The organism is Mesorhizobium sp. B2-5-7, from assembly GCF_006440875.1.
GTDB classification, from domain to species: Bacteria; Pseudomonadota; Alphaproteobacteria; order Rhizobiales; family Rhizobiaceae; genus Mesorhizobium; species Mesorhizobium australicum.
Map to the genome: position 1 here is coordinate 1 of NZ_VFUO01000011.1, position 12451 is coordinate 12451.

Here is a 12451-nt window from a genome sequence, read left to right on the forward strand (position 1 = left end):
ATAGTGACGGGGAGAAAGACGCTGTCATCGCGGCCTTCGCCAATCATCACCTTGTAAGAGGAGCGCCGAGGTCGCGGCAACTCCCTTCTCCCCGTCACTATACGGGGAGAAGGTGCCGGTAGGCGGATGAGGGGCAGCGCCGACCTCTGAAGGGATAATCGTCAGACTTGCCCGACATCACTCCTAAACCAGAACCAGTCCCTGCCGCATCGCGATCGCGATGGCGTCCGTACGATTGGCGGCACCGAGCTTGATCAGGATCGCGGCGACATGGAACTTCGCTGTGTGGACGGAGATGTTGAGCCGCCGCGCGATCACCTTGTTGGGCGCCCCTTCGGCCAGCAGCGCCAGCACTTCTGCCTCGCGCGGCGACAGCGCTGGCCGGGCGGCGGCGCCATCGTCGACCGTTTCCTCGCCGAACAACCCGCTATGGCTTCCATCCCCATCGGCCGCATCACCGCGGTCGAAATCCTCATGCCTATCCAGCATCGAACGCCCTTCGCCGGACACCCGGTAGCCGGCGGCGGCCAGCCTGACGGCAGCGGCGATCAAAGCTGCGTCCGCGGCCAACGGCAGCACCGCAAACACCTGGCCTTGCGGCCGGCCCGCGCGGTCCGAAAGCAGTACTTTTGGGGTCGTGCTGCCGCCGACGCCGGCTCGATCGACCGAAGCCGTGCCGTTGGCGACAGCGTCATCGACGATGGCGACATCGGCGACCCCGCCGCCGGCCACGACCGGCAGCAGATCGTCGGCCATGGCAAGCGAAGTCGACAAGCGCTCGGCACGCACGGCATCGCGCAGTGCGATCAGCACCACGAGCTGGCGTTCGCCGCGCGCCACGTCAGGCCTTATCAGCGTGTCGCTTTCCATCCGTCCTCTCAGCTCAGCGGCTTTTCGCCGATCGTCAGCACGACGTCGCGCTGTTCGCCGCCGCGCACGACACCCAGCTTCACCGAAGCACCGGCGCTGTCGGGCCCGAGCCGGCGGATCAGATCTCGCGGACCATGCACAGCCTCGCCGTTCCACGCCACGATGATGTCGCCGAGCGAGAGGCCAGCGGCCTTGGCCGGGCCATTGTCGTCGAGGCTCATCACCATTGCGCCACGCGCGTCGCGGTCGCGTACCGGATGCAGGCCGGCGCCGAGGTAACCACGTGCGACATGCCCCTTTTCGCGAAGCGTCGCCACCGCGCGTTCGATCGTCTCATAGGGCATGACCAGCGCGCGGCCACGCGGGCCGAACAGAAGCATGCCGATCAGCGCGCCCTTGGCGTCCAGCACCGGGCCACCCTCGAAGCGGCCGCCGGCACCGACAGCCAGGTTGATGCGCCGGTCGATGGTGCCGCCGCGCATCGAGCGCCAGGCCGGGCCGACTTCGCCGACCGAGCCCGACACGGCCAGCACCGAGCCCTGGCTGCTGCCGACAGCTATGGCGATATTGCCTGGCCGAACGGGGCTGGCTCTATCGAGGACAGGCGCCGTGGCCGCATCCGCGGGCTTCAGCAGGGCGACGCCCGTCGAAGGATCGCGGCCGACCAGTTCGGCCTTCGCCGTCTCGCCGGAGGCCAGTGTCAGTTCGATCTCCTCGCCGGCCTCGACGGCTTCCTCGGCGGTGACGAAATAGCCGTCGCCCCAGTGGAAGGCGCTCGCCGTGCGGTGATGATGCGTGGCGAAGCTTGCCGTTGCCGGCGTCGCCTTGTCGGCGATATCGGCGATGGCATCGGACAATGCATTCAGATTGAAGTCGCTCATGATGATCTCCTGGGTTTTCTCATGCCCAGATATCGCTCGGCAGTACGCCAGGAGGTACTCGCCTGACGGCTAGTTGCGGGTTCGACTGGCCATCTGGTCAGGTCGCGGCGGTTCCGGCCGCTCCGCACATATAGTCACGATCAAGCCTGAAAACACGGAGCCCCCATGGCCCTCGCCGCGCCAAAATTCCAACCGGACGAGACATTGCTCGACGCCTATTCGACGACGGTTGCCGACGCGGTCGACCGCATCGGCCCGGCTGTCTGCCGCATCGAGCGCATCGGGGGGCCGGGCGGCCACGGCTCGGGCTTCGTCATCGCGCCTGACGGGTTGGTCGTCACCAATTTCCATGTCGTGGGTGACGCCAGGACGGTACGCGTCTCGATGCCGGACGGCACCTCCAGCGAAGGCCGCGTGCTCGGCCGCGACCCCGACACCGACATCGCCCTCGTGCGCGCTGACGGCAGCTTCGCCGACGTGGCGCCGCTGGGCGATTCCAAGCGGCTGCGGCGCGGCCAGATCGCGATTGCCATCGGCAATCCGCTGGGCTTCGAATGGACCGTCACCTCCGGCGTCGTCTCGGCGCTCGGCCGCTCGATGCGGGCTTCGACCGGCAGGCTGATCGACGACGTCATCCAGACCGACGCCGCGCTCAACCCCGGTAATTCCGGTGGTCCGCTGGTCTCGTCGGCCGGCGAGGTGATCGGCGTCAACACCGCCATGATCCATGGCGCGCAAGGCATCGCCTTCGCCGTCGCCTCCAACACCGCGAACTTCGTCATTTCCGAGATCATCCGCTTCGGCCGCGTGCGCCGCGCCTTCATTGGCGTCTCCGCCGACACGGTAAACCTGCCGCGGCGCGCGGCTCTCTTGTCGCAGGTCTCGACCAGCACGGCGGTACGGCTGCGCAGCGTCGAGAAGGACGGCCCGGCGGCCAGGGCGGGTCTCAGGGAAGGCGACATCATCGCCGCAATCGACGGCCGCCCGGTGACCGGCGTCGACGACCTCGTGCGCATGCTCGACGCCGAGCGCATCGACCGCGAGACGCTGTGCACCGTGGTGCGCCGCACCGGCGTCAGCCAGGTGGCGGTGACGCCGGTGGCGCGGGCAAGTTGAGGCTGCCGTTCAAGCCCCCGTTGGCGCCTTCCGCATACTGCGCCAGGAATTCCTCGCTGGGCGGGATCGGCTTGATGACGTCGATCAGCACGCCGTTGGGATCCCTGGTGATGAAGTGGCGCTGGCCGAAAGGCTCGTCACGCAGCGTTCGCAGGATAGGCAGGCCGGCAGCAAGGATCCGGTCATGGATCGCATCGGGATCGCGGACCTCGAAATTGATCAGCAGCCCGGAGGTCCGCCCCCGCCCCTCCTCGGGGATCGTCTCGTGGTCGCCCTGGACGATGCCGAGATTGACGCGCTTGTTGTCCACCGACCGCAGATGCACGTACCAGTCGCTCTCAAACAACGGCCGGAAACCGAAATGCCTGACATAGAAGGCCGCCGTGCCGGCGACATCGCCGGTCATCAGCACCGGATAGTAGCTCGTCGTCTTCATCTTTCCTTCTCCCGTCAACTAACATACAGTCTGCATGTAAATTGAATTAACATACAGGCTGCATGTATGCAACAGGAATCCGCGCGTCGTTCCAACCGCGATCGCACCGAGACAACGCGCGCCGACCTGATCGCGGCGGCGCGCAAACTGTTCACGGAAAAATCCTATGCCGAGACCGGCACACCGGAGATCGTTGCCGCCGCTGGCGTGACGCGCGGCGCGCTCTACCACCATTTCGCCGACAAGCAGGCGCTTTTCGCCGCCGTGGTCGAACAGGAAGCCGCGGCGGTGGCGCGAGAGATTGACCGCGCCTCCCCGCCTTCGCTCAGCGCCCGCGATGCGCTGATTGCCGGTTCCGATGCCTACCTCACGGCCATGCGCGCGCCCGGCCGCACGAGGCTCTTGCTGCTCGACGGCCCCGCCGTGCTCGGCCGCGCCGCCATGGACACGATCGACAACCGCCACGGCAACCGCTCGCTGCGCGAGGGCCTTGTCGCGGCGATGCGGACGCAGTCGATGAAAAGATTGCCGCCCGAAGCGCTGACCGCCCTGCTTGCCGCCGCCTTCGACCGCGCGGCGCTCGCCATCGAGGCCGGTGCGTCGGGCGAAGACTACCGTGCCGTGCTGACGGCGCTGATAGACGGACTGTCGCGCGCCTGAAGTGCCCCCGCGAATGTATCGTGCAGTCATCGCCCGGGTGCGGGGCGACGATGTCGCCATGCGTAAACTTGTCGCCGGCTGCCACTGCCCGACCAGGACATCACGATTGCCGCAAGCCGCGGCTAGTCCGTCCAGCGCCGGAACAATGCGCTGGCGTTCACGCCGCCAAAGCCGAAGCCATTGGAAATCGCGTAGTCCATCTCCATCGGCCGGGCGTGGTTTGCGACGAAGTCGATCCCGTCGCTTGCCGGATCGGGGGCGCTCAAATTGAGGGTTGGCGGTGCGACCTGGTCCCTGAGCGCCAGGACCGTGAAGATCGCGCCAAGCCCGCCGGCGGCGCCAAGCAGGTGGCCGGTCGCCGACTTCGTTGCGCTGACGGCTATGCCGAAATCTTCTCCGAAGACCCTTTTGATCGCGGCGATTTCCCCCAAGTCGCCGACTGGCGTGGAGGTCGCGTGCGCGTTGAGGTGGCGGACCTCCCGTGCCGAAATACCGGCTTGGGCAATCGCGATCTCCATGGCCCGGCGCGCACCGTCGCCATCCTCGGGGCCGGAGGTGATGTGATAAGCGTCCGCCGTCGTGCCGTAGCCGACCAGTTCGGCGAGCGGTTTGGCGCCGCGCGCAAGCGCGTGGCTCAATGCCTCGATGACCAGGATGCCGGCGCCTTCGCCCATGACGAAGCCGTCGCGCGACATGTCGAACGGGCGGGAGGCCTCCTCAGGACGATGATTGAAGGACGTGGAAAGAGAGCGTGCCGCGGCAAAGCCGCCGAGGCTGACCGTATTGATGCAGGCTTCCGTTCCGCCGCAGACCGCGATGTCGGCCTCGTTGGCGCGGATAAGACGCGCCGCATCGCCGATCGCCTGGATGCCGGCCGCGCAGGCCGTCACCGGAGCGCCGAGCGGACCCTTGAACCCATATCGGATCGAAATCTGTCCCGCCGCCATGTTCACCAGGAACGACGGCACCGTGAACGGTGAGAGACGCCGAACACCGCGCAGGTCGACGGTTCGCACCGCTTCGGTTATCGCGGGAAATCCTCCGACACCCGACGCGATGATCGTCGCGGTGCGGGTCCTGTCATCGTCCGAGACCGGGTTCCACCTGGCCTGGGCAACCGCCTCTTCCGCAGCCGCCAGCGCAAAGACAATGAAGCGGTCGGCCTTGCGCTGGTCCTTCGGCGCCAGGACGATGTCTGGATCGAAGCCAACTTCGGGGTCTTCCAGCAAGGAAGGAACCATTCCACCGACCTTCGCCGGCAGGTCTCGCACCATGTCGTCCGGAAGCTTTCGAAGCCCCGAACGGCCGGCCAGCAGGCGCGACCATGACGCTTCGACGTTGGCCGCGAGCGGCGTGACCGCTCCCATGCCCGTAACAACGATCCGTCGCATCTATTCTCCTATCACTTGGCCAGCGCGTGCGGCTTTCAAGCCGCGACGGCTTCGCGAACCTGAGCGGTGGCGGCACTCAGAAAAGCCTTCGCGAGATCGGGATCATTGACGGCGCGCGAGAGGACGACCGCGCCGACCATTGTCGAGAGAACGGCCATGGCTTTACCGCCGGGCGCATCGCCGTCCGCCTCGCCAACCCATGAGCCCAGCATCTCGAGGTATTCTCGGATGCCGGCCTCAAATGATGCCTTCACCTCGGCGCCTTGCCTGGCAGCATCCGAGCCAAGCGCAACCACCGGGCAGCCGTCCATCCTTTCCTCGCGATGCCCCGTGCTGAGATAGAAGTCGATCACGGCGCCAAGCGGATCCTCAGGGCTCGCCGCGGCCGCCGTCGACCATCGGTTCGCAGCGCTTTCCAATGCCCGTCTGGACGCCTGCGCGACCAAGTCGTCCTTGGACGCGAACTGCTTGTAGAACCCGCCTTGGGTCAGCCCGGCGCCCTCCATCAAATCCTTGACGCCGATGCCATCGAATCCGCGCTCCCGAAAAAGCCGGCTCGCTACATCGATCACGGTTTGCCGGTTCTGCTCAGCTTGGCTGCGAGTCACACGCATCATTCGTCTCCTTTTTTGATTGCGTTCATAATCTATATCAGTTATAGAGTACGAATGCAATCTATTTTCACAGAAGGCGATGGGCATGAAAAAGAAACTCATTATTGGGCTGGGGAGCGTTCTGGTCGCGGGGTTTGGGGTGGCTGCATTCGTCACATTTCCCATTCGCACACAGGCAGCCGCCGTCGTGGCTGACCCGAGGCAGGAAGCACCGATCGTCAGACTCGTGACGGCAGTGGCGGTGACAGGATCCGAACGCGGCTTCACGGGTACAATTGCCGCGAGGGTGCAGAGCAATCTTGGGTTTCGCGTACCCGGCAAGATCATCGAGCGCCTTGTAAATGTCGGCGAACAGGTCAAGGCGGGGCAACCGCTGCTGCGGATCGATGATACCGATCTTGCCCTTGCCCTCACCGCCAAGCGCAACGCTGTCGCGGCTGCGCGCGCTGTCCTGGTTCAGACCAGTGCCGACGAGAAGCGCTATGCGGTTCTGGTCAAGAAGGAGTTGGCCGCAACCCCGCAGCGTTACGAGCAGGCGAAGGCAGCACTCGATACCGCGACTGCACAGCTTGCCGCCACCGAAGCGGAAGCGAAGGTCGCGGAAAACGAGGCGGCCTATTCCGTCCTGGACGCGAACGCCGACGGAACCGTCGTCGAAACGCTTGGCGAGCCAGGACAGGTTGTCGCCGCGGGACAGACCGTGGTTCGGATCGCGAACGCCGGCCCCCGTGAGGCGGTGGTCACGCTTCCCGAAACGATCCGGCCGGCGATCGGCTCGGTAGCCGAGGCGGGCTTGTATGGGGGCGATGGGCGGCATTTTACGGCGCATCTCCGGCAGTTGTCGGACGCTGCCGATCCCCAGACTCGTACCTATGAGGCCCGTTATGTGCTCGATGGTGAGGCCGCGGCAGCACCGCTTGGCGCGACGGTAACCATCCGGCTTGCAAGCCAGGCAAGTCAAACGGAAGTCCAGGTGCCGCTCGGAGCCGTGCTGGACGATGGTCAGAAGACCGGCGTTTGGAGTTTGGACGGCGCAACCTCGACCGTACACTTTCGGCCCGTCAAGCTTGTTCGTGTAACCAGCGAAACCGCCGTGATCTCCGGGCTGAGCTCGGGCGATTCGATCGTTTCGCTCGGTGCTCATCTCCTGCAGGAAGGCGCTCGCGTCAGGACTGCCTCTGAAAACAGGAGCAACTGATGAGCCTCAATTTTTCCGCGATCGCCGTTCGCGAGCGAGCCGTTACCCTTTTCTTCATCATTCTGCTCGTCGCCGCCGGCGCCTACGCTTTCCTCATGCTTGGACGTGCGGAGGATCCCAACTTCACCATCAAGACCCTGACGGTCACGACGGTATGGCCGGGCGCGACGGCGCGCGAGATGCAGGACCTCGTCGCCGAACCGTTGGAGAAGCGACTTCAGGAGCTGACCTGGTACGACCGTGTCGAGACGACGACACGGCCAGGCTATGCCTACTTGACGGTCACGCTGAAGGACAGCACTCCGCCATCCAGCGTGCAGGAGGAATTCTATCAGGCCCGCAAGAAACTCGGGGATGAAGCCCGCAACTTGCCGCCCGGCGTGCTCGGCCCCTTCGTCAACGACGAATATTCCGATGTGAGTTTCGCTCTTTACGCCCTCAAGGCGAAGGGCTTGCCCATGCGGGAACTCGCCAGGCAGGCCGAGACCATTCGCCAGGACCTTCTGCATGTGCCCGGCGTCAAGAAGATCAACATCCTCGGCGAACGTCCCGAACAGATATTCGTCGAGTTTTCCTATGCCAAGCTGGCAACCCTCGGCGTGTCGGCGCAGGATATCGTCGCTGCCCTGCAGCGGCAGAACACCGTCACACCGGCGGGCTCGATCGACACAGAGGGGCCGCAGGTCTTCATCCGCGTCGACGGCGCCTATGACAGTGTCCAGACGATCGCCGACACGCCGATCGTCGCCGCGGGACGGACGTTGAAGCTCTCCGACATCGCCGTGGTCCGGCGCGGCTACGAGGATCCTGCCACCTACGTCATCCGTCACCAGGGTGAGCCGACCATCATGCTCGCGGCGGTGATGCAGGAGGGCTGGAATGGTCTTGAACTCGGCAAGGCACTGGAGGAGAGGTCAGCAGCGATCGCACAGACGCTGCCTCTCGGAATGACGCTGGCCAAAGTGAGCGATCAGGCCGTCAACATCGGCTCGTCGGTCAACGAGTTCATGATCAAATTCGCGATGGCGCTTGGCGTGGTGCTGCTGGTGAGCCTGCTCAGCCTCGGCTGGCGCGTCGGCATCGTCGTGGCGGCCGCCGTCCCGCTGACGCTCGCCGTCGTCTTTCTCATCATGCTGGAAACCGGCCGGTTCTTCGACCGCATCACGCTTGGTGCCCTCATCCTGGCGCTGGGCCTCCTCGTCGACGACGCCATCATCGCCATCGAGGTGATGGTGGTGAAAATGGAAGAGGGCATGGATCGCATCAAGGCGGCGGCCTATGCATGGAGCCACACCGCGGCGCCGATGCTGTCGGGCACGCTGGTGACGATCGCCGGGTTCCTGCCGGTGGGCTTCGCGCGCTCGACGGCCGGCGAATACGCCGGCAACATCTTCTGGGTCGTGGGGTTCGCCCTCATCGTCTCCTGGGTCGTCGCGGTTTTCTTCACCCCTTATATGGGCGTCAAGATGCTGCCCGCGATCAAACCGGTCGAAGGCGGCGTTCACGCCATATACGACACACCGAACTATCGGCGCCTCCGCCGGCTCATCACCTTTGCCGTGCGCCACAAGTTCGTGACCTGCGCTGCCGTCGGCATCGTCTTCGCGCTTTCGGTTGTCGGCATGAGCGGTCTCAAGCAGCAATTCTTCCCGACATCCGACCGTCCCGAAGTGCTGGTCGAGGTTCGCCTGCCGGAGGGCACCAGCATCGAGACGACGACCGCCACGGTCGAGAAACTGGAACACTGGCTTGGCGGCCAGCCCGAGGCCAAGATCGTCACGAGCTATGTCGGTCAGGGCGCTCCCCGCTTCTTCTTCGCCATGGCGCCCGAATTGCCCGATCCCGCCTTCGCCAAGATCGTCGTCCTGACACCGGACGCGGACGCGCGCGAGGCCTTGAAGCACAGGCTCCGTGAAGCGGTTGCGACAGGGCTTGCCCCTGAAGCGAACATCCGCGTTACGCAACTCGTGTTCGGGCCTTACACGCCGTTCCCGGTCGAGTTCCGGGTCATGGGGCCAGACCCGCGGCAATTGTACATCATCTCCGAAAAAGCCCTCGACATCATGCGCGGCGTACCGGACGTGCGGCAGGCCAATCGCGACTGGGGCAATCGCACGCCGGTACTGCGCTTCATCCCGGATCAGGACCGATTGAACCTTATCGGCCTGTCGCCGGCGGAAGTGGCCCAGCAGCTCCAGTTCCTCCTCACCGGCATCCCGGTCACGCAGGTCCGCGAGGACATCCGCAACGTCCCCATCGTGGCCCGCAGCGCCGGCGGCGAGCGACTGGATCCATCGCGTCTGGCGGATTTCTCGCTGATGAGCCGGGAGGGCCGCCAGATTCCACTCGACCAGATCGGTCACTCCGAAGTTCGTCTGGAAGAACCGATCCTGAAACGCCGCGATCGCACACCCGTCATCACGATCCGCTCGGACATCAATGAGGCGACCCAGCCTCCAGAGGTTTCCAAGCAGATCATGACGGCCCTTCAGCCGCTGATTCAATCCCTGCCTGCCGGCTATCGCATCGAAATGGGTGGATCGATCGAGGAGGCAACCAAGGCCAACACAGCGCTGGGCAAGGTCTTTCCGGCCATGCTCGCCGCCATGCTGATCGTCATCATACTGCAGGTGCGATCCTTCTCGACGATGGCGATGGTCATGCTGACGGCACCTCTCGGTCTCGTTGGCGTCGTACCGATGTTGCTGGCCTTCAACCAGCCTTTCGGATTCAACGCCATCCTGGGCCTGATAGGCCTGGCGGGTATCCTGATGCGCAATACGCTGATCCTGACCGAACAGATCAAGGAGAACCGTGCCGCCGGTCTTGACGACTATCAGGCGGTCATCGAGGCCACGGTGCAACGCACAAGGCCGGTGATCCTGACCGCACTTGCCGCCGTTCTGGCTTTCATCCCCCTCACGCACTCCGTCTTCTGGGGATCGATGGCGTTCACGCTGATCGGCGGCACGGCTGCCGGCACGGTGCTGATCCTGCTGTTCCTCCCTGCACTCTACGTCGCGTGGTTCCGGATCAAGCCGGCCACGGATGACCAGGAGAATTCAACGGAGGAACCGGAAGTGCCGGCAGCAATGGCGGCCGAGTAGGGCTCCGTTGTCGCAGGAGACGGTTCGAATTCTTGCCCGTTGGCTCTGCCTGGACACAGGCCAACGGCACGAACTTGCCGCTTACAGACGATCGTCCACGCGAGTCCGGCCGGTTCGCTTCATCAATTCTGGAGACATGCATGAACCGTCCAGTTCGAACACGAACTGATCCCGACGAGATGCGCGCGCGCATCCTGGCTGTGGCGGACGAGCAGTTTCGCCGCCTCGGCACCCATAAGACATCGGTGGCTGATATCGCCTCCGAACTCGGCATGAGCACGGCAAACGTCTATCGTTTCTTCCCCTCCAAGGGTGCGATCATCGAGTCCGTCTGCGGGCGGGTCGTCAACGAGGTCGCCGGGATCGCCTCTGCGATCGCATGCACGAGCGCGCCGGCCCCGGAGAAACTCGACCAACTCCTGACCGCGATGCACCATCACAGCAAGACCACACTGGTCAAGGAAAGGCGCATGCACGAGATGATTGTCGCCGCCATGCAAAACAACTGCGCGATCATCAAGGCGCATACCGAGCGGGTGGTAACGATCCTCGAAGCGATTATCCGCGAGGGCATCCAAACACGGGAATTCAAGGTCGAAGATCCAGTGGAAGCAGCGCGCGCGGTCAAGACCGCCTTCACGCCGTTTTTCCACCCGATTCTGATCGAGCACCGCCTTCGACACGGCGAAGATGACGAAGCTGGCCTGCGCGAGCAGATTCGCTTTATCCTGAAAGGTCTGGGAAAGTCCGACTGAGGCGCGTGCCGTTGGTCCGGCAGGGCTTAGCGATGGGAGGCGACCAGAAGATGGAGGTCGACACATTGGTTTCGCGACGACCAGCAAAGTGGAAGGACATTATCGCGACCGGCTGTGAAGCGTGGAGTTCCCCAACAGTCTCCGAAAGGCAGGTGATCGTGTCCTTGTACGCAGCGGAGAATGCAATGGCGAGGCAACCGAAACCGTCCAATCCCGTTGTGGCTGGCTCACCCACCTTGCGGGCTCACATTTGGGATGGACACATGAAAAGGACCTATGAAAAACCGACACTGCGCAAATGCGGAAAATTGACCGCCCGTACGGCGCAGCTCGTGGTTTCCGGGGTGACGCAGATCGAATGATTTTCGGCTGAGTTCCAGGATTCAGCCGCCGGCGTTCGCATCACCGTCGGTGTCCGGCTCCTCTTCGGGCACCTCGCCCGGCTCGAACTCGTTGAAGCAGCCGAGCCCGCGCTTGAACCGGTCGATCAGCCAGGCCGCCGCCGGCTTTGGACTGCGATCGTTGCGGTGCATGGCAAACAGGGGCGAACTCACTTCCTTGTAGGGTTCGAGGTCGAGTTCCACCAGGCGGCCGCTGGCCAGGTCGTCGGCGATCAGCCAGCGCGGCAGCCCGCCCCAGCCGAGCCCCTCGCGCATCAGTATGTGCTTGGTGCGCATGTCGGTCAGTCGCCACGTGCGGTAGGCGAAGACGCCGTAATCGCGTCCCTTGGTGCGCTCGGACTGGTCGCTCACGACAAGCTGCGTATGCTCGCGCACATCCTCGAGCGCCACCGGCTTCGGCAGCAGGGCCAGCGGATGATTGGGCGCTGCCGCCGGCACCAGCGACATGAAGCCGATGCGCACGAGATGCACGTCGACATCGCCTAGCAGGCCGCCAATGCCGAGATCGGCCTGTCCGCTGACGACAAGATCGGGGATGAGACCGAGCGTGCCGATATACAGGCGCAGCATCACGGTCGGAAACCGCGCCTCGAATGCCTTGAGCACCCGCACCAGCACGGGGGAAGGCAATGATACGTCCACCGCCAGCGCCACCTCGGCCTCCAGCCCGTGATGGTGCCCGTCGACGCGCGAGCGCATGCGCTGCAGCACGCCAATCATGCGCCGCGCGTCTTCCAGCATCGCCCGGCCGATCTCGGTCAGTTGCGGCTCGCGCGTGCCCTCGCGCTCGAAAAGCTTCAGCCCGAGCTGCGCCTCGAGATTGGCGATACCGTAGCTGATGACGGATTGCGCGCGGTTGAGCTTGCGGCCCGCTGCCGAGAAACTGCCGATATCGGCAACGGCGACAAGGATTTGGAGCTGGTCGAGGGTCGGGTTGGGCTGCATCGTTATATCTACTTTATGGATGGATCGTATCGAAAATATACCAGTTTATCTGATTGGTCGATGTCCCATATATGGCG

11 protein-coding genes are annotated in these 12451 nt (G+C 64.4%); 5 read left to right on the plus strand and 6 right to left on the minus strand.

Annotated elements, in window-relative coordinates; genetic code table 11:
- Positions 1-183: 183 nt before the first annotated feature.
- The gene (locus FJ543_RS30020; RefSeq protein ID WP_140878640.1) at positions 184-870 is read right to left on the minus strand and encodes a helix-turn-helix transcriptional regulator; all 687 of its coding nucleotides are present in this window, start codon (positions 868-870) and stop codon (positions 184-186) included.
- Positions 871-878: 8 nt separating this feature from the next.
- On the minus strand, positions 879-1751 hold the full coding sequence (locus tag FJ543_RS30025; protein ID WP_140878641.1) for a S1C family serine protease: 873 nt from the start codon (positions 1749-1751) through the stop codon (positions 879-881).
- 165 nt (positions 1752-1916) lie between these two features.
- On the opposite strand from FJ543_RS30025, the gene FJ543_RS30030 reads away from it, so the two are divergent.
- On the plus strand, positions 1917-2867 hold the full coding sequence (locus FJ543_RS30030; RefSeq protein WP_140878642.1) for a trypsin-like peptidase domain-containing protein: 951 nt from the start codon (positions 1917-1919) through the stop codon (positions 2865-2867).
- Here FJ543_RS30030 and FJ543_RS30035 read toward each other — a convergent pair.
- A complete protein-coding gene (locus FJ543_RS30035; protein ID WP_140878643.1) occupies positions 2827-3303 on the minus strand; it encodes a VOC family protein in 477 nt (158 codons plus the stop codon). The two genes, FJ543_RS30030 and FJ543_RS30035, sit on opposite strands and share 41 nt — an antisense overlap.
- A gap of 66 nt (positions 3304-3369) precedes the next feature.
- Between FJ543_RS30035 and FJ543_RS30040 the strand changes: the two genes are divergently transcribed.
- Entirely contained in the window at positions 3370-3963 is a 594-nt protein-coding gene (locus FJ543_RS30040; protein ID WP_140878644.1) for a TetR/AcrR family transcriptional regulator, read from the plus strand.
- A 122-nt stretch (positions 3964-4085) separates the two neighbouring features.
- Here the strand turns inward: FJ543_RS30040 and fabF are convergent, their stop codons facing one another.
- Both fabF and FJ543_RS30050 read right to left on the minus strand, forming a co-directional pair.
- A complete protein-coding gene (fabF, locus tag FJ543_RS30045; RefSeq protein WP_015316238.1) occupies positions 4086-5354 on the minus strand; it encodes a beta-ketoacyl-ACP synthase II in 1269 nt (422 codons plus the stop codon).
- Between the two features lie 35 nt (positions 5355-5389).
- A complete protein-coding gene (locus FJ543_RS30050) occupies positions 5390-5968 on the minus strand; it encodes a TetR/AcrR family transcriptional regulator (RefSeq protein WP_140878668.1) in 579 nt (192 codons plus the stop codon).
- Between the two features lie 85 nt (positions 5969-6053).
- On the opposite strand from FJ543_RS30050, the gene FJ543_RS30055 reads away from it, so the two are divergent.
- From FJ543_RS30055 to FJ543_RS30065, 3 genes are all read left to right on the plus strand, one after another.
- Entirely contained in the window at positions 6054-7166 is a 1113-nt protein-coding gene (locus tag FJ543_RS30055) for an efflux RND transporter periplasmic adaptor subunit (RefSeq protein ID WP_140878645.1), read from the plus strand.
- The gene (locus FJ543_RS30060; RefSeq protein ID WP_140878646.1) at positions 7166-10273 is read left to right on the plus strand and encodes an efflux RND transporter permease subunit; all 3108 of its coding nucleotides are present in this window, start codon (positions 7166-7168) and stop codon (positions 10271-10273) included. Before FJ543_RS30055 ends, FJ543_RS30060 begins: the two co-directional genes overlap by 1 nt.
- A gap of 140 nt (positions 10274-10413) precedes the next feature.
- Positions 10414-11028 (plus strand): TetR/AcrR family transcriptional regulator, encoded by a 615-nt coding sequence (locus tag FJ543_RS30065; RefSeq protein WP_140727057.1) that lies wholly within the window; start codon positions 10414-10416, stop codon positions 11026-11028.
- Between the two features lie 383 nt (positions 11029-11411).
- Here FJ543_RS30065 and FJ543_RS30070 read toward each other — a convergent pair whose 3' ends face one another.
- Positions 11412-12374 carry a LysR family transcriptional regulator gene (locus FJ543_RS30070; RefSeq protein ID WP_140878647.1) on the minus strand — a complete coding sequence of 321 codons (963 nt, stop codon included), beginning with the start codon at positions 12372-12374 and terminating at the stop codon, positions 11412-11414.
- Positions 12375-12451: the final 77 nt, after the last annotated feature.